Below are 18,481 nucleotides of genomic sequence, written 5' to 3'. Positions count from 1 at the left end.
AACTCTAATTTTTAACCAGATCTTTCATCTGTTCATCAGTCAGCCAATCATGATTCTTGTCACTAGTGTACTGAAAATTTGGTTCAAGTTTTTTGCCTGAGTCATAATATTTAGCGTACAAATCTTCATCCTTAGAGAAAAAATGAAATTCTGGCAAAATAACAAAATATTTTTCCAGTTCAACTGAATGCCTGGCCTCATCCTGAGTTAATAAAGCCTCATGGAGTTTTTCACCCGGACGAATACCAATTACTTCCTGTTTGGCCTTCGGCAACACCGCTTTAAACATATCGGCGATTTTCATGCTTGGAATTTTGGGGACAAAAATTTCGCCGCCTTCCATGTTTTCTAAAGCAAAAACCACCAGTTCGCAGGCCTGACGCAAAGTGATCCAAAATCTTGTCATTTCTGGGTCAGTAATCTTTACTGCCTCGCTGCTGAATTCTCCCCGCTTGATCAGATCAATCACGCTGCCGCGGCTCCCGATGACATTGCCATATCGAACGGCGGCAAAAACGGTTTTCTTTGGCGCATATGAATTACTGGCAATAAAGATTTTTTCTGCTGATAATTTTGTTGCCCCATACAAATTAATCGGGTGAGCAGCTTTGTCGGTTGAAATTAAAAGCACCTTAGGCACCTGCTGATCAATAGCTGCTTCAATCACATTTTGAGACCCAAGCACATTAGTTTTGATGGCCTCAAACGGATTATACTCCATCGCCGGCACTTGTTTTAAGGCCGACGCATGAATAACAATATCAACGCCTTTAAGCGCTCGCTGCAGTCGCGATAAATCACGAACGTCACCGATGAAAAATCGAATCCGCTGATCATTAAAATCCATATTCATCTGGTGCTGCTTAAATTCATCACGACTAAAAATAATAATCTTTTTGGGATTAAAATTATCCAAAAGATATTTGGTAAATGTTCGGCCAAATGATCCGGTTCCGCCGGTGATTAGAATTGTTTTTCCGTCAAACATACGCTAATTATTATTTCTAATATTATACACTTTAAATAAATAAGAATCTTTTTGTTTCAACAAATCCCCCGGCACGCCCTCTTCAACAATATTACCGGCGTCCAAGACCACAAGGCGATCCGAATCCATAATAGTTGAAAGTCGATGAGCAATCGCTAAAACCGTTATTTTACCTTTCAAATTTCTAATCACTGATTGAATTTGCGCCTCTGATTCGTTGTCCAAAGCGCTAGTCGCCTCATCAAGGATTAAGATTTGAGGATTTCTGGCCAAAATCCTGGCAATAACCAGGCGCTGGCGCTGGCCGGCTGAAAGCATTAAGCCGCGATCCCCGACCATCGTATTGAATTTCTCTGGTAAACCATCAATAAAATCATATATATTAGCCATTTTAGCAGCAGAAATAATCTGATCTTGGGTTACCTGGTTGTCATAAAATCTGATATTATCAGCAATCGTGGCATTAACTAAAAAAATGTCCTGCGATACATAGCCGATGTTTTTTCGCCATTCGTCAAGCTTAATGTCATTGATGCTACCACCATCAATGGTAATAGCTCCCTGTTGAAGCGGTAAAAGCCTTAAAACCAAATCAACCAAAGTCGTTTTGCCGACCCCCGAAGGTCCAATAAGTCCCAGCATTTCACCTTTCTTGATATTCAAATTTACATTCTTCAAAATTTGTTTTTCTTTATTATAAGAAAAACCAACCTGAGAAAAAACCAGTTCCGATTCAAATGAAAAGTTTTTTGACCCCTGATCGGCTTCGATATTCTTATCCGCTAAATCCTGATACTGAATAACCGTATTTAAATGAGGCAGAAATTCGTTCATTGATTGCAAAGTCCGCTGCAATTGCTGGACATAAACAAAAATTTGTTGAATCAGGTAAACGATAGCGATCAGCATTGCCAGATTGAAAGTTTCTGATTGATAAGTAAAAGCAAACAGCAAGGAAACAAAAATTACGCCAACCGGCTGAATCAATGAAGCATTAAAACTCTTTAAGATCCCTAATTTGATGGTTAATCTTTTTAGCTCTTCAAACAACAAAACACCTTTTGACCATACTGCCGTAGAAGCAACCATTGATTTAACCGTTTTGATACCCTGAATATTTTCGCCGATATGATGCGCAATATCTTTATTAAGATTAACCCGCTGCCCGGCAAAAATTTTTGTTTTATAGATTAATGGTTTTAGCACCAAAAACATTATTGCACCAACCACAAGCGTAATCAGGGTAATCACTAAAGAAATGTTGACTGCCACAAAAACGTACACAATCAAACTAGTGCAAATAATTATCGTGCTACTAATTTGACTTAGCAGGCCGCCGGAAGCCGGCACATCAATCAATAAAATGGTTTCTAAATTTCCTGCTCGCTGTTTAATATGATACGGCCAATTGGCTTTGATGATTTTTTCAAATAACCGGCTACGAGTTCTAACTTCATAATCGGAAGTTATATATAAACGTAAATATTCTAAAAATACGGTTACTAAGGCTTTAAGAATAAATAAAATAATAATCAAAACCAATAGGTACTTAACCGAAAAATTAATTCCAAAAAATTCAAAAATATTTTTGATCGTTTTTGAAATAATGTCATCTTGCCCTTCGCCTAAACCAAGCGAGAAAGAAAAAAGCGGTACTAATGCATTAATACCGATACCTTCAAGCACGCCGCCGACGAAACCAAAAAATGTCAAAAGTACAATTTGCCATTTAAAATCGGCATAAGCCTTTTTTGACAACTTGATTAATTTCAAAACCCGATTGTCTTTTAAAGCCAGCGTAGCCATTACCATTTGTTTATTTTATTAACGACCTTACCTTTAATACTCAAATAAGACTTAATTGCCTGCTGTTCAATTTCCGGCGATACCAACCGCAGAATCTCCTTGCCCAAAATCCGGTACTGTCGACCAACCTTATTGGCTTTAATCAGACCACGTTTAAGCATCCGTTTAATAGTGCTGTTACTCACTTTAAGCAGTTTTTCTGCCTCTTCGGTGGTGTAAACAGCGTTTGGTTTAATTTCTTCTGACATATCACTTATTATATCAATAAGTGTCATAAAGTGTCAATAAGTATCAAAATACTACTTTTTGGCTAAAAATTTAGACTTTTCACGGGTTTTTTGATCGATTGTCACTTCAAAACCGTTAAATAAATGATAGAAATCATCAACCGACACCCCAATCAGATTGGGGTGGAGCTCCCCAATCAAAACTGCAATGTCAGACAAACGATTAGAACCCTTAAAAACATCGTACTCACTGCCCTCAATATCAAATTTCAGAAGATCAATTTTAGAAATATTTAATTCATCCATTAGCTGATCAATAGTTTTTGCCTCAACCGTTTCCGACGGTCCATCATTACCCCGAATGACTAGCGATGACGAAGTTGATTTTTTGGGGTTATGGTAAAACGGTAATTGACCGGATGTGGCGGCCACTGCAACATTAAAAATTTTGATTGCCGCAATCGCTGATGTATTATCTTTTAATTTGACAAAGTTATCATGGCTTGGCTCAAAAACATATATCGTTGCATCCGGATACATCAAATGAAAATATACTGCCGTATACCCCACATGGCCGCCAAGATCAAAAATCGTTTTTGGGGAAAAATCATTTGGCAAAGAATATTCACGATTAACAAAGACATCGTATAATGTGTCATAATCGTAAGCATCTGTTATTTTAATTTTAGCTGAGCGAGCCGTTAAACTGACGGTTACCCACAAGCTGAAATTAGGAACAAATTTAAATTTCTTTTCTAAACTTATCCAAAACGGCAAAATAAACAGTTTACTTTTATCAAAAAAATTACCGCCAAAAAAACTTAATAAAAGAGATTTTTTAAATTTTAGTTTAATCTTATTCATTGAAAGTAGAAATTATTTTTTTCGCTCGTTGATCCCAGGTAAACTGCGATACAACCCGCCGAGCTTGTTGGGCCAGTCGTTCGCCCAGCGATATGTCGGCCAAAACCTTTTTTATCGCTTCAGCCAAACTAACAGCGCTATCTGGCTCAAAAAATTGTACTTCTTGTTCACCAACCACCTCCCTGATTGAAGGCAGGCTTGAAGCAACGATCGGCGCGCCAGAAGCCATATATTCAAAAAGTTTCATCGGCGATGTATATAACTTTGATATTTTACTTTTGGCAGAATTCGGCAACACCAAAACATCAGCCGCTTTTAAATAAGACGGTATTAATTTATGGTCAACTCTGCCAACAATAATGATTTTATCATTGTTGCTGAATTGATTCTTGAAATGTTTAATATCACTGTCTGTACCTCCTACAAAAACTGCCGACGCATCTTCATTAAAATATTTTACCGCATGAGCCAAGGTGTCAGCGCCCTTCCAATCATACAAATGACCGGTATAAACAGCCAACTTTTGATTCAGCGGCAAGCCTAATTTTTGACGAACCTCATTTTTATCGTCAGCTATTTCAAAATCCTTAAGGTCCACAGCGTCAGGCGCGACAATTATTTTTTGTTCCGAGATACCAAGATTAACCAACTCCTCTTTTAATCCCTGAGTAATGGCGACTATTTTAAAACATTGTTCAAAAACTGAAATATATTTTTTTGGCTTGCTTGGCATATCGTGAATTTCAAAAACTAACTGATCAGAAAAATATTTCAAGACCGGCAATAAATAATGATCGCGAGTGTAAATAATACTACTATGGCGGTCTAATTTCATTAACAGATAAGCTACTAACCCAAAAATAAAAAACAACGATTGAAATTTAATATAAAACCCAGCGGGGAATTTCAATAAAAATCGCGGATCAATTGTTATAATACGATGAATGCGAAAAATGTTACGAACCTTAAAAAATGAAAACGGATCAACGTTTTTAAATCCGGCGTTTAACCTGGCCGGGGTTATCAGCTCCACTTCCCTACCCGATGCCGCAAACGCCTCGCACATTTTCATAATCTGCAAACCATGCGCTTTCTCGGTCGGAATTCGAACATTGGCAATATAGATTATTTTTTTCATTTTTCTAAGACAAAATAATAATGGTATGGGTCATCAACATCCCAAAATGACGTTTTAATTTTAAATCCGGAATTAACTATTTCATCTTTAATTTTTTTAACTGAATACCCCCTTTTACCGATTTCCCAATAATGCTGTCCATTAAACCGATGACGTTTAAAACCATTAAGTTTAAATTGAAACGTGTGTTTTCCTAATTTTGGCAATTTTATTCTCACATAGAATGTGTACCCCCAGTACGGCAGTGAAATAACGACATGGCGTCTTGATACTGAATGCATTTGCTGCAGGCTCTGCTTAAATTTTTCAAACGGCAAATGTTCCAAAACTTCGGCACAAACAACAACATCAAATTTCTTTTCTGCTAAAAAAGAAAGGTCTTCAACCGAACCAATATAATCCGGATTTAATTTATCATTAATGTCTAAGGTTGAAACTTGATACCGATGTTTTAAATAATCAGCCACCAATGCATTGCCAACGCCGATTTCCAAAACACTGCCAGAGGTAATCAAATCACTCACTAATTTAGTCTGCCAATAGTAACTAACCCAACGGTCTTTATTGACATATACCTTGGCGAAATAGTCTTGAGTAGAAAAATCTTTATTTTTGTCTTCAATCATAAAATATTTTTAGCGATAGTAGTAATAGCTTCTAGATAAAACAACACTCGGCGCGGACCGGTATAGTGTTTGATTGACACCCGGGATGTTACCTTCCCCTTAATCGGATATACCTCGGGCGAAAGCAATTCCAGATTGTCCAGACAAATGGCATATCCAAGCTGGTCAGCAAAGTGAAGACTTTTGGGATCAGTCGTGTCCAGACTACCAAGAAACATATTCAATTTTTCAAAGTTAAAGTTAGACTTAGCGTAAAAAATAATGCCGGCATTCGCCATCGTTAAACGCCTATCAACGGCAAAATCATTTTTAAATGTAACATCAGTCGGTGAATTATTAGCCTGCATCAACGACACAGCCCCGCCGGCAAGAATCTGATCTTCAATTTCCTTTGGAGCCTTAAACCAGAACAAATCCGAATCAATAATCAAGTTCATCGGTGTTGAAGAGGTAAAATACGGATCAACTAATTTTTTAAAAGAAAAATTTTTATATTGCGAACGGAATTCATAAAGCGCCGGATACCGAGTAACAATATCATCATGCTCTTTTAAAAAATTTGACGTCTCAACAATTTTAGCTGATGGGAAAAAACTAAGCAGCAGCTGCTTATCGTCTTTTGTCAACGTGCCATCATTATGAATTATTAATTGACCAAAAATTGTCGCTGATTGATACCAGCTAGCGAGCGACCAGATACTCATCAATAAATCACGATGGCAAGTTAATAAATGAACTGATAAATCCTTGCTGTTAATCGGCCGTTCTAAAATCTTTGGCAGATCCAAAATTTTTGGCGCTAAAAACCACTTAGCCCGGACATAGTCCCAGCCCTGATGATAACTAAAAAAAGCTTTACGAATATGGAAGAATTCAAGTTTTAACGCCTGCCAATTCATATATTACCGAAATTGATCAACAATTTTTTTTACCAAATTATCTAGATTATGATTAGTACTAACTTCCGCAATTAAACCATTGGAAATAACTATTAATTCTGAATCCGACAACATCTTTAGCGTTTTAATTTTTTCTGCCAGATTTTTAGGGTCGTTTTGTTTGGCAATTAGCCGGGGGTCCAGAATATCCTTAAACGCTTCATTGCTCGTCAACACCAAACAACCACAGGCCATTGCTTCAAGCACCGCCTTATCCAGGCTGCCGGTACCACTCATATTGATAAACAAATCTGACTGTTGCAAAAATCTCGGCACCTCGGTATTCGGCCGGGGGCCCAAAAATTCCACTTTGCCGCCGAGATTCATCCGCTCAACCATTAATTTCAAATCTTCAAAATAGCTTTGATGGGCCGCAAGTCCGGCGTCCCCGATAATAGTCAGTTTTAAATCCGTAATCCCCTGGTCAACCAAAATGTCAATTGCCTTGATCATTGATTCGTAATCTTTCGTCGGTGAAATTCTGCCTACGCTAATAATATTAAAAAAGTTGCCGCGCCGATGTTTAGCCGGACTAAATATTTCAACATCAATGCCATGGCCGGTGGTAACTAATTTTCTTGAAGCTAGCCGAAAACTCTGTTTTGAAGCCGACAAAATAACATCACTAATTTTTTCCATCAGCCAAACCCGCCAGTCAATTTGGCGATGCATATACCAGCTCACCACTTTTTTACCGCGTAACTTGGCCAATGGCCCGGCAATAATGGTATAAATCGGCATCTGGTGGCAAAAGACGCCGTCAACGTCCTTTAAATTTTCCCATACTAATTTTTTAAACTGGATTATTTTAATAATTTTATTTTGTCGAGTCGGTAAATGAAAGACTCTAATATTATTAGGCAAGCCGGAACTGTCGCCTTCCTGCCAACTAATCACACGCAATTCCTCAAGCTGACTACCAAGCTTTTTAACCCAATTATAAATAAATCCCGCTAAATGTTCAGTCCGGTCAACCTTTCTAGTAATCATTAGTAGCTTCATACTCTAATAATCTCTTTCCAAAAATTAATAATTTTATCCGTGTTATCGCCAAATTTTTCAGTGACTAATTTTTTACCATTTTCACCCATAGTTTTTGCCAATTCGGGATTCTTTAACAGTTCAACAATTTTTTCGGCCAAGGCCTTAGCGTTGCCGATTGGCACTAAAAATCCATTGTAGCCATCCTGAATGATTTCTTTAGCACCAGTAGTGGCAGTTGACACAACCGGCTTGCCACACGCATTTGCTTCAACTAACACTTTGCCAAAACTTTCGGAAGTTGAAGATAACACTACAACGTCTGAACGATAATAAAAATTAACTAATTCATGATGATTGGTCCTCGGGATTAATTTCACCAAAACATCAGTAAAAATTTCTCGCAACCTACCTCCAGCACCCACCTGAATAAAACTAACATCGGGCAAATGAGTTGCGACCAACTCCCAAGCGCTGGCCAAAGTTTTGAAATCTTTGACTTCGTCATAACGGCTAACATGCAGCACCGTTGGATGATCGTGTTGTTTTTGAGAATTAGTCTGATATTTTGCCAAATCAACTGGTGTTGAAATTACCCTAATTTTTTTCTCATCCACCCCGGCTTTCAACAACTTTTCTTTTTGACCCTCGCTCATCACCCGAACACCATCCGCGCGGCTGACGACGAACTTAGAAATCATTAAAAATAACGGATTTAATTTGCTCTCTTTCAGCCAATGACGGTTTTCCCAAAAATCACCATGAAAATGAACCAGCAATTTAGATTTATATTTTGTTTTAAGCAAAACGCCAACCAGGCCGGTGATAAACGGATCTTGAGTTACTATTAAGTCATAGTGATTTTTTTCAAACAGACTTTGGGCTACTTTCTTGGCATCAAGCCCATACAGCAATTTAGCATTTGAATTGGTTGGGTAGGCTGTGACATTTTTAGAAATTTGGTATGGCTTATTACCTTTCAGGGTAAAAATCAAAATATCTAATTTCTCAACACTATGGCCATACTTGGCATGACGTTCAATCACATCACCAAGCTGATTGGTGCCAAGCAGTCCGCGATCAATGGAAATCATTAAAACTTTCATAGTGAATTTAAGACCGTGACAGTATCATTAATCATTTTTTGCGCCGAAAATTTTTCTAAAACCTTTTTAGCATTTTCAACAAATTTATTTTGCAAAATTTCATCTCCGCTCAATTTTAAAATCGCTTCTTTAATCTGATCTTTATTGTTATATTCAACCAATAAGCCATTCACATTATCCGAGATCAACTCCGGATTTCCACCGACAGCCGTTGCAATAACTGGGATACCAACAGCAAATGCTTCTAAAATAGTATGCGACAAACCTTCGTAACCAGTGTTTAACACAAAAATTTTTCCAGCCAGCGCTTGAAACAATTGGTCGCGCGAAACTTGTCCCGCCAACAAAACCCTATCTTCTAACTTAGAATTTATAATTTTTTGCTTTAATTTTTTTTGATCTGGCCCATCGCCAAAAATTTCTAGTTTAAAATCTTTCGGTAATTCTCCCATTAAATCAATCAAGGCTTCAAAGCCTTTCCAAGGAACCAATCGCGCAGCGGAAACTATTTTCTTGCCATCTATCTTTTTTGTCTGGTTTAAAATAGTAGCATCAAAAGAATTATAAACCACCTTAATCTTTGATCCTTCCACCCCCCAACCCTCTACAATCTTTTTAAGATACTCACTCGGCGTAATAACGGCATCAGCTTGCCGGCAAACCTGTCTTTCGGTCTTTTGCAACATCCCGATCTTCCCATTAAAAAATTTAGTTTGGAATTCATCAATAGACAGCTGCGTTTCATTCAAATTACGGGCCCGCTCCCAGGCGTAATCGCCCACCACCTTAACCACTAACTTTTTCTTGAGTTCTTTGGCAACTTTCAACGCCGGCCGGCCGGAACTAACCGGACCCATGGCATAAATCACATCTGTATTTTTTGCCAATTTTTTCAATGCTCGATAATAATTAAAATAATGAAGCAGCTTAAACCGGCTTCGTAAAATACGGTGAACGGCAAAAGAAAAATCGTCTGTTTGCGAATTATCACTATAGCAAACAACATCCACGTCAAAACCTTTTTGCTGCAAAGCTTCAGCGATTTTGACAGTATATGTCGCCGGACCGCCGATATCCGGCGGAAAAATTTCAGCGGCGATTAAAATATGTTTCATAAGTGGTTAAAAATGTTTTTCATCTCATCCGCAATTTGCCGCCAGTCGTACTTCTCAAATACCATCGCCCGACCATTCTCGGCCACATAACTACTCAAATTCTCATCGCCCAACAATAGCTGAATCTTGTTTGCCAGATCGCGCGGATTGTTCACTTCGCAAAAAAATCCGTTTTCACCGTCTTTCAAAAAATCCGGTATCCCGCCGACATTCGTACCAATCACCGGCAATCCCGCCGCCATCGCTTCCAAAAACGCCGAGCCCAGGCCTTCAGACCTGGAAGCGCGAACATATACATTGGAAAGCTTTAAATACTTTGGTAAATCCTGCTGATCAATATGGCCTAAAAATAAAATTTTATCTCGCACGCCGATTTCTTGCGCCAAACTTTTTAACTGAATTTCTAATTCACCACTACCTAGAATCAACAATTTCACCGGCAGATCTTTAACCGCTTGAATCAACGTATCAACGCCATTTTTGTGGACCAATCGAGAGGTAGTAATAATCACCTTGTCATCTTTAGACAAATTAAGTTGCTGGCGCAGTGCTGCGAGCTCTTCAGCCGAAAATTCTTTCTTAAACTTCTCCAGATCAACACCATTTGGGACAACACTTTTAGCGCCGGCATATCCATACTTTAAGGCGCGCTCTTCCAAAAAAGTACTAATTGATTGAATATGATCAGCGGTCCGATAAATTTTTTTATAAAAGGGTCGCATAAAAAAAGTCCGGCTCCAGATTCGTTTAAGCGAATCCCCTTCCTGCAAAGTCAGCAGATACTTGACGCTCGGAAATTTTTTCTTAAATCTTAAAGCAATCAAACCAGATTGGTTAGCCATAATCGCCCATACGGCATCATACGGCTGGATTTGATGCATTTTCACCGCTTGGGTAAAGCCGGCAAACGGAAACAAATACTTGGCCAGCTTGCCTTTCCCGACGCGGTGAACTTTAACATTGCCGATCTGTTGAATTGGTTGTTGTTTACCGTCCAAATCAACCGTCAACATATCAAATTCAATATCGCGCAGTCGATCGGTTATTTCTTTTACCGCCAGCTCCGCACCGCCGACAAACGGCAAGTAAGCTAAAGAAAAAATCAAAACTCTCATGTTATAACGTTAAATAAGTAAAACCTAAATTTTGTGCCGAGGTCTTATCGTAAAAACCTTTGACATCAAAAATGACCGAGTTATCTTTGCAAATATTTCTTAGATTTGTCAGTGCATACTTAGGTTCGGCAAAAACAGCGTGGGGACTGAAAATTAAAATTCCATCAAACTTTTCAGTTATTTCATCAAACGACTTCAAATATGGCAACGTCGAAAAAACTTCCGGTTTATGTTTGGCGGTAAAAACCGGGTCATGCCAGAAAACTTTAATGCCCTGGGCGGTTAATCGCTTGATAACATTTAAGGCTTTAGTATTACGGGAATCAGGGACGTTTTCCTTAAAAGTGATGCCCATAATCAAAACATTTTTCTTACCAGCAAATTTATCTGCTACCAGTCCGGCCATCGATTCATTAACTTCTTGCCCCGACAAAATAATTTTTGGATCATACCCGACCTGCTGGGCTTTATGTGTTAAATAATAGGGATCTACGCCAATACAGTGGCCGCCAACCAAGCCGGGTTGGTATTTATGAAAATTCCACTTGGTGCCGGCGGCGGCTAAAACATCTTTGGTGCTAATACCCAGTTTGTCAAAAATTAATGCCAGCTCATTCATTAAAGCAATATTAAGGCTGCGCTGAACGTTCTCAATCACTTTGGCCGCCTCAGCCACTTTAATTGACGAGGCTTCAAAAACTTTAGTAATCAAGCCGTACACTTTTTTCAAGCGCTCCAGCGCTTCGGGTGTGCTCGCAGAAATTATTTTTTCAATCTTGTCGACCGTGTGTACTTTATCTCCTGGATTAATCCGTTCAGGCGAATAACCGATTTCGAAATCACGTCCAAGCTTCAAGCCAGACTCCTGTTCCAAAATTGGAAGGCAAATTTCTTCCGTACAGCCGGGGTACACCGTGCTTTCATACACCACCACCGCACCAGGTTTGAGATGTTGGCCAACAATTTTTGACGCACTTTCAACGGGTGACAAATCCGGTTCATTAGTTTCAGTGATTGGCGTTGGAACGGCAACAATAATAAATGTGGCTTCGCCGATGACGGCCGGATCTGAAGAATAATTAATCTGATACTTTTTTAAATCATCAACTTCGCCGGTTTCGTCAAACCCGTTTTCTAAATCTTTAATTTTTTTCTCATTGATATCAAAACCGCTTACCTCAAAATGTTTCGACAATAAACAGGCCAACGGCAAGCCGACATAGCCCAAACCAACAACGCAAATTTTTTCTTTTATCATAGATTAATCTACTTGATAATAAGACTTATACCACCCAATAAATTTTTTTAATCCAGCTTTAATACTAGTTGATGGCTGCCAATCTAAAACTCTTTTAGCTTTAGTAATGTCAGCGTACGTTTCAATCACGTCACCTGGTTGGCGGTCATCATATTTTTTCTTAGCGGTCTTACCAAGTTCGTTTTCAATCACGCCAATAAACTCCTCAAGCGTAATCGGTTGATTGTTGCCTAAATTAATTATTTCATATCCAGCGACTCGGTCTAACGCCTTAACAACACCGGCGACAATATCATCAATATAAGTGAAATCACGCTTCATCTTGCCTTGATTAAAAACTTTTATCTCTTCGCTGCTCAAAATCGACTTAGTAAATAAAAAATAGGCCATGTCCGGTCGGCCCCACGGCCCGTAAACAGTAAAAAACCGCAAACCAAAAACATTAAGCCCAAATAATTTATGATAAGTGTATGCTTCAAGCTCATTGGCTTTTTTGGTTGCAGCGTATAATGAAATTGGCCGGTCAACAACATCAGTTTCGGCGAAAGGTATTTTTTCATTATCACCATACACCGAAGACGAAGAAGCAAACACAAAATCTTTAATCTTGTATTCACGCGCTAATTCCAAAAGGTTATGGGTGCCAATAATATTGCTCTTAATATACACTCCAGGATTTTCCAGGGAATAACGGACACCTGCCTGAGCCGCCAAGTGACAAATTTTATCAATCTTATGATTTTTAAAAACTTCCGACAATTTTACCTGATCAGCAATATCTAAACGGTAAACTACTGGCTTAAAACCGGCCAGTAGCTGATTAAGACGATCTTCCTTCAATAAGGGCTCGTAATAATTATTGAAATTGTCTACAATGATTACCTGATCCCCTCGCTCCAGCAATGACTTGGTCACTTGAGAGCCAATAAAACCGGCTCCACCGGTCACTAGAATTACCATAATTTAGCAAAATAAGACTTGATTAATAGGGAAAATTACCTTAATATTATTATATAAAATCATCTTTTGGTCAACCCCGTCACTCGCGAGTGACGGGGTCAAGCTCAATATAAGTAATTTATGGCTAAAAAAAACAGAATTCTATTTATCGTAACACAAGCGGAATGGGGCGGCGCACAGCGCTACATTTTTGATTTAGCCAGCCAGCTGATGCCGGAAAACTACGAAATCACCGTGGCCGCCGGAAAATTCGACGGACGCGGAAAAAATCTATTCACTAAATTAGACGAAAAAAAGATAAAAAGTTACACCCTAAAAAATCTGGTGCGAGAAATTAACCCCTGGCAAGATGTTCGCGCATATTTTGAAATTAAGAAACTCATCAAGACCATACGTCCAGACATCGTTCATCTTAACAGTAGCAAGGCCGGAGTTATTGGCGCCTTAGCTGCCAAACGTGCAAAAATTAAAAAAGTAGTATATACAGTCCATGGTTTTGTCTTTAATGAGCCAATGCCGATGTGGAAAAAATTTGTTTATCTTGTGGCCGAAAAATTTTCTGCTCGATTTAAAGACACTCTGATTTGCGTATCCGATTACGATCGCAAAAGCGCTATCAAAAACCAAATTGCCCCGCTTAATAAACTTGTCACTGTTCATAACGGCTTGGACACCATTGAATTATTGCCGCGTCTAGAAGCGCGCCGACAACTACACTTGCCGGACAATAAAAAAGTTGTCGGGACAATCGCTAATTTTTATTTAACCAAAGATCTAAAAACGCTCATTCAAGCCGCTAATATTGTAACAAAACTTCATCCAGAAACCATTTTTGTAGTCATTGGCGACGGCCAACAAAGAAATCAATTAACAACCGAAATTAAAAACCTGAAGCTAGAAGACGTCTTTTTGCTGGCCGGAGAAAAAGAACAGGCTTCCCAATATCTAGCAGCGTTTGATGTTTATGTCTGCTCGTCTGTCAAAGAGGGTCTGCCCTACTCAATTATTGAAGCCATGAAAGCCGGGTTGCCTATTGCCAGCACCAATGTCGGAGGTATTCCCGAATTACTAACTGATGAAAAAAATGCGTTAGTGGTTAAGTCTGGAGACCCCGACGCACTGGCAAAAGCAATTGACAATATCTTAGAAGATGAAAATTTGTCAAAAAAAATATCGGCCCAAGCAAAAGCCGACATGTCAGAGAAATTCAGTTTATCAGAAATGACCGCTAAAACAAAAGCGGTCTACGAAAATTAAAATTGCCAGTGGTACACCTCAAAAACCTCGCGGCCGTCAGGCCGCTTTATAATATCCGGCTGGATACTATCAAAACTATTCGCCAGCTCCTCAGCGGCGGTGGAAAAAACGGTAACTGACTGGCTTAAAATCAGCGGGTCTTTGATCTTGAAAAAATAAACGTCACTAATCCCCTGGGATTGCCAAAAATCTTTTCCTTGCTGCAGATACACGTCAGCGCTGACAATTGGCCAAGACGCATATACTAATCTTCGATGAAAAGTCCAAAAAGTCGCAAGGTCATAAAAATTTGGATCATAAACAATTAACGCCGCTAATTCCGACTTATTTTTAGCTTCATTAAGCGATTTTTTACGAATAGTTTCTAAAAATGGATACTTGGTTTCCAGGCTAAATGCTGGTTTTTTATCAGCCAAAATATTTGATAAGTACGAATCAAGCTGATTATACCCCCAATTATAATTTTCAATATCTAAATAAGAATACGTTAAGCCTCTTGTACCAATCGGGTTATATGCCAATAAAGTATTGCAACTGAAAAATATTTCAAGCGGGATTAAAATTATCAATAAAATAATTCTTGCGGCTCGTGGCAAACTGCCGATAAACCAAGCGATTAATAAAATAACAAAAGGAACCAAGATAACCACAAATCTTTTCGACGGGCCAATTAATAAGAAGAATAAAAGATAGAAAATAATCGCAATAACCGGCAACCAATTTTTTTTAGCGTCGTTATCAACTCTTGATTTAAAAATCTTTAATCCTAAAAATCCAAACGATGCAATCAGCATAAAAAACATCGGCCACAAGAATCCCTGGTAGATCGCGGGTATGATATTTTTTAAGCGGTCAATAAAATCTCCCATTTGTTCTTTGCCAGGTAACGACTGCCACTCCGCAACTTGCTGACCAAACAAATACGAAAATTGCAAATCAAAATGCCCAACTGTTTGGTACATTTTTATATTGTAAAAAATGACCGGGCTAAAAATTAAAGCCGCTAAACAAATTGCCAGCCAAAATTTTTTATTAACTAGAACTGACCGCTTGAAAAAAAATAAATAACAAATAAAACCCAGCGGCAAAATGAATGTCGTGTATTTAGTCAGCATCGCAAGCCCTAAACTAATCCCCCACCACCAATGTTGGCCATTTTCCAAAGCTTTCAAAAATAAGAACAACGTTAACAAGATAAAGAAAATAACTAACGCCTCCTGCAGTCCGGTTCGGCTTACCCATACGTGGTAGCTGCTAACGGCTAGCAATAAGGCGGCAATGATGCCCGACTTTTTGCCGTACAAATTTTTGGCGATCAGATAAAGCAACACAACAGAAGCAACACCAGCCAGGGCAAACGGCAAGCGCAAAGCAAAGAGGTTTTGTCCAAACAGCTTAAACGAAATGTGCTGCAACACAAACGTTAAAGGCGGATGATCATGAAATGACAGTCTCGCCCAGGCCGGGACATCAGAAAACCACTCCCAAGGAGTGGTCTGATATGGCGACGAGAAAAAATCAATATACCCGATTGAGCGAAAACCAATAATCGCTTCATCATTAATAACATCAGAATGATCCAACTGATAAAAACGTAAAAAACCAGCGGTAAAAATTATTAAGCCAAGCAGTAAGTAGCTGAATAATTTTTTATTCATGAAATAAATATCTTACTTTGCGTTTTGCAGATTGCTAATTTCTTGGCGAATCGCGTCATCTTCTGGGTCAATCTTCAAAGCCTCACGATAATACTTGAGCGCGTTATCAACGTCACCCTGACGCTTATAAAGATCTGCTAATACCGTCATCAAATCAATACTTTGAGGATTATCCTCTAAACCGTCAACTAAAATTGAGGTTGCCCGAGCAGGGTCTTTGAGATGGTTTTCCACAAAATAAGCATACTCACGGTACAATTTATCGTTACCCCATTCTCCCAAAGAGTTCGCAATGGCGGTCTGGTAAGCGATTTCGGCCTTATCATATTCCCCAAGGAAATTAGCATACAAATCAGCCAAATTAGTAAAAGAAGTGCTGTTATTTGGCCTAATTTCGCCCGCCTTAATTAAAGCGGCTTCAGACCCGCGGTAATCGCCCACATACTTTTTAATTCTAGCCAAATCAAACCACGGATCGACATAATCCTGATTACTCTGAATTTGGGCCACCACCAAATCAAATTGTTCTTGATACTTTGCCAAGTCTTCAGCTGACAAATCGTCTCGCAAAACAGTTAATTCAAAATAGTTTTTGGCCGAATCGGTAAATTTCAAAAAATCTTTTGGTAAAAAATAGTATGCACCAATGGCAATAACGGCAATTAATACCAAAGCCCCTCCAATACTGTTTGCTAATTTTAATTTCATATTACTCTTGTAAATTAATTTTATAAACTTTAAAAGCTAAATCATCATTTGCATTACGGACTAAATCCGCCTTGGCCCCAGAAGAAATAAAAATATTTTCCAAGGCGCTGGCCGACTGCTGATTCACCGCCTCTACTTCACCCGGGCCGAATACAACCTTATTTGCCCCCCGAATATAATAGATAGTTTCAGCTCCCTGCTCCTTAAAGAAATCAAACCAATTAGTGTTCGGCAAGATACGCATCAAATCCGCTGCCGAAATAAAAAACTCTCTATTGTACACCGACCACTTTGAAAAATACCACATTGTTGAAAACCAATTCAAGTTTGGATCATAGACAAAAACCTTTTGCCCGGACAACTGATCAGCCTGAAACATCGTGTCGCTCAAAGAATCGACGTGATTGGTGATTTCAAAATGTAGACCCTGACTAATCAAATATTCTTCCAACTCATTAAATCCGCCGTTTTCCCAGCGGTATTCCGAGTATGCTCTACCCCGCTCACCAAGCGGTATGGCGAGCAGATTAGTATTAATGTTGTAAAACAGTTCAAATACTATTACTGCACCCAAAGCCAGCAAGATAATAATCGTTCGTCCTTTCCGGTCAGGCCGAGATGCGATATAACGCTGATAAATATCAAACGATGCCCAACTAGCAATAACCACCACAAAGGGTAGCAGCAGATAATCGAATCGGACAACAGCGCCGGTGACGGCAATTAAAATTGTTACAAATAGCAACAACAGCAAAAAAATAAAATTGGTTTTGTTTTTTTGACGCTCAATAAAGCTCATAATGGCGCCATATATTGTTAAAAAGCAAAGCATCAAATACATTGGTAAAGAGATAACAGCAAATAAATCTTTAAAAATTGTCGTCAGGTTGTTAAGAAAATTAACACCGGCACTGTTGCGCGATATGCCCGGCCAATCAGAACGATCCTGATTTAATAACACTGAAAGCTGCAAATCAAAGTGTCCGCGAGCTTGATACATTTTGATATTGTAGTACACCACCGGCGAAAAAATCAGAACTGCCAACACCATAGAAACAATAAAATACTTATTAAAAAATATTTTACGGTGATACAATAAAAGATATATTGCCAGCGCCGGAATGATGAATAATACTGTGTATTTAGTTAAAAGCGTTAAACCCAAACTGGCGCCAAAGCCAAGCCACCATATTTCTTTTTCTAAAGCAAGGATAAATAAATATACTGTCAGTAAAATCAGAAAAACGGCAACTGGTTCTAAATAAGAAATCTGACTCATCCAGGAATGAATTGCTAGTACTCCCAACAAAGCGCTGGCCAAAGCTGCCGTTTTAAAATCATACTGTTTTTTAGCAATAAGAAATAACAGAACAACCGAAAACACTCCGGCCAGCGCAGAAGGCAAGCGCGACGCAAACAGCGACGGGCCAAACAACTTGAAAGAAACATGTTGCAGGGCAAAGGTTAATGGTGGATGGTCATGAAATGACAGTTTTGACCAAGTCGGAACGGTTTCAAACCACTGTAACGGCGTGGTTTGCAACTGCGAATTCATAAAATCCAAATAGCCCAGCGAACGGAAAGAATACGTTGCATCATCATGCTGAACGTCAGCTCGCGTGAGGCCGCCAAAAATTAAAATCGCCGCTATCACAAAGACTATAGCTGGCAAAAGATATTTAATTTTTAAAAGCGATTTCAACATAAATATAAGTTAAATTTAGCAAAAAAATCAG

At 38.8% G+C, this 18,481-nt stretch carries 17 protein-coding genes; 1 reads left to right on the top strand and 16 read right to left on the bottom strand.

Annotated elements, in window-relative coordinates; translation table 11 throughout:
• Positions 1 to 4: 4 nt before the first annotated feature.
• From pseB to HUU49_00600, 13 genes are read right to left on the bottom strand one after another with little or no spacing between them, the layout of a single operon-like run.
• The gene (gene pseB / locus HUU49_00660; protein ID NUM25116.1) at positions 5 to 988 is read right to left on the bottom strand and encodes a UDP-N-acetylglucosamine 4,6-dehydratase (inverting); all 984 of its coding nucleotides are present in this window, start codon (positions 986 to 988) and stop codon (positions 5 to 7) included.
• Positions 989 to 991: 3 nt separating this feature from the next.
• The gene (locus tag HUU49_00655; protein ID NUM25115.1) at positions 992 to 2,794 is read right to left on the bottom strand and encodes an ABC transporter ATP-binding protein; all 1,803 of its coding nucleotides are present in this window, start codon (positions 2,792 to 2,794) and stop codon (positions 992 to 994) included.
• Positions 2,794 to 3,042: a helix-turn-helix domain-containing protein gene (locus HUU49_00650; GenBank protein ID NUM25114.1), complete on the bottom strand. Its 249-nt coding sequence runs from the start codon at positions 3,040 to 3,042 to the stop codon at positions 2,794 to 2,796. Before HUU49_00650 ends, HUU49_00655 begins: the two co-directional genes overlap by 1 nt.
• Positions 3,043 to 3,093: 51 nt before the next feature.
• Positions 3,094 to 3,885 carry an FkbM family methyltransferase gene (locus HUU49_00645; GenBank protein ID NUM25113.1) on the bottom strand — a complete coding sequence of 264 codons (792 nt, stop codon included), beginning with the start codon at positions 3,883 to 3,885 and terminating at the stop codon, positions 3,094 to 3,096.
• Complete coding sequence (locus HUU49_00640; GenBank protein NUM25112.1) at positions 3,878 to 5,023, bottom strand: glycosyltransferase family 4 protein; 1,146 nt, start codon at positions 5,021 to 5,023, stop codon at positions 3,878 to 3,880. Before HUU49_00640 ends, HUU49_00645 begins: the two co-directional genes overlap by 8 nt.
• Positions 5,020 to 5,649: a class I SAM-dependent methyltransferase gene (locus HUU49_00635; protein ID NUM25111.1), complete on the bottom strand. Its 630-nt coding sequence runs from the start codon at positions 5,647 to 5,649 to the stop codon at positions 5,020 to 5,022. The genes HUU49_00640 and HUU49_00635 overlap by 4 nt, the downstream gene beginning before the upstream one ends.
• Positions 5,646 to 6,548 (bottom strand): hypothetical protein, encoded by a 903-nt coding sequence (locus tag HUU49_00630; protein NUM25110.1) that lies wholly within the window; start codon positions 6,546 to 6,548, stop codon positions 5,646 to 5,648. The genes HUU49_00635 and HUU49_00630 overlap by 4 nt, the downstream gene beginning before the upstream one ends.
• A gap of 3 nt (positions 6,549 to 6,551) precedes the next feature.
• Positions 6,552 to 7,589 carry a glycosyltransferase family 4 protein gene (locus tag HUU49_00625; protein ID NUM25109.1) on the bottom strand — a complete coding sequence of 346 codons (1,038 nt, stop codon included), beginning with the start codon at positions 7,587 to 7,589 and terminating at the stop codon, positions 6,552 to 6,554.
• Positions 7,586 to 8,674: a glycosyltransferase family 4 protein gene (locus HUU49_00620; protein ID NUM25108.1), complete on the bottom strand. Its 1,089-nt coding sequence runs from the start codon at positions 8,672 to 8,674 to the stop codon at positions 7,586 to 7,588. Before HUU49_00620 ends, HUU49_00625 begins: the two co-directional genes overlap by 4 nt.
• On the bottom strand, positions 8,671 to 9,789 hold the full coding sequence (locus HUU49_00615; protein NUM25107.1) for a glycosyltransferase family 4 protein: 1,119 nt from the start codon (positions 9,787 to 9,789) through the stop codon (positions 8,671 to 8,673). Before HUU49_00615 ends, HUU49_00620 begins: the two co-directional genes overlap by 4 nt.
• A complete protein-coding gene (locus HUU49_00610; protein ID NUM25106.1) occupies positions 9,786 to 10,904 on the bottom strand; it encodes a glycosyltransferase family 4 protein in 1,119 nt (372 codons plus the stop codon). The genes HUU49_00615 and HUU49_00610 overlap by 4 nt, the downstream gene beginning before the upstream one ends.
• A gap of 1 nt (position 10,905) precedes the next feature.
• Entirely contained in the window at positions 10,906 to 12,162 is a 1,257-nt protein-coding gene (locus HUU49_00605) for a nucleotide sugar dehydrogenase (GenBank protein ID NUM25105.1), read from the bottom strand.
• 3 nt (positions 12,163 to 12,165) lie between these two features.
• Entirely contained in the window at positions 12,166 to 13,122 is a 957-nt protein-coding gene (locus HUU49_00600) for an NAD-dependent epimerase/dehydratase family protein (protein ID NUM25104.1), read from the bottom strand.
• A 120-nt stretch (positions 13,123 to 13,242) separates the two neighbouring features.
• On the opposite strand from HUU49_00600, the gene HUU49_00595 reads away from it, so the two are divergent.
• Positions 13,243 to 14,379 (top strand): glycosyltransferase family 4 protein, encoded by a 1,137-nt coding sequence (locus HUU49_00595; protein NUM25103.1) that lies wholly within the window; start codon positions 13,243 to 13,245, stop codon positions 14,377 to 14,379.
• On the opposite strand, the gene HUU49_00590 is transcribed toward HUU49_00595, so the two are convergent.
• From HUU49_00590 to HUU49_00580, 3 genes are read right to left on the bottom strand one after another with little or no spacing between them, the layout of a single operon-like run.
• Positions 14,376 to 16,037 (bottom strand): glycosyltransferase family 39 protein, encoded by a 1,662-nt coding sequence (locus tag HUU49_00590; GenBank protein NUM25102.1) that lies wholly within the window; start codon positions 16,035 to 16,037, stop codon positions 14,376 to 14,378. The two genes, HUU49_00595 and HUU49_00590, sit on opposite strands and share 4 nt — an antisense overlap.
• 12 nt (positions 16,038 to 16,049) lie before the next feature.
• The gene (locus HUU49_00585) at positions 16,050 to 16,745 is read right to left on the bottom strand and encodes a tetratricopeptide repeat protein (GenBank protein ID NUM25101.1); all 696 of its coding nucleotides are present in this window, start codon (positions 16,743 to 16,745) and stop codon (positions 16,050 to 16,052) included.
• A 1-nt stretch (position 16,746) separates the two neighbouring features.
• Positions 16,747 to 18,450: a glycosyltransferase family 39 protein gene (locus HUU49_00580; GenBank protein NUM25100.1), complete on the bottom strand. Its 1,704-nt coding sequence runs from the start codon at positions 18,448 to 18,450 to the stop codon at positions 16,747 to 16,749.
• Positions 18,451 to 18,481 lie beyond the last annotated feature (31 nt).

This window comes from Candidatus Buchananbacteria bacterium, assembly GCA_013359225.1.
In the GTDB taxonomy this organism is placed as follows: Bacteria; Patescibacteriota; Patescibacteriia; order Buchananbacterales; family UBA6539; genus JABWCG01.
Note: the sequence above shows the minus strand (reverse complement) of the source record. Positions and strands in the feature narration are given on the sequence as shown.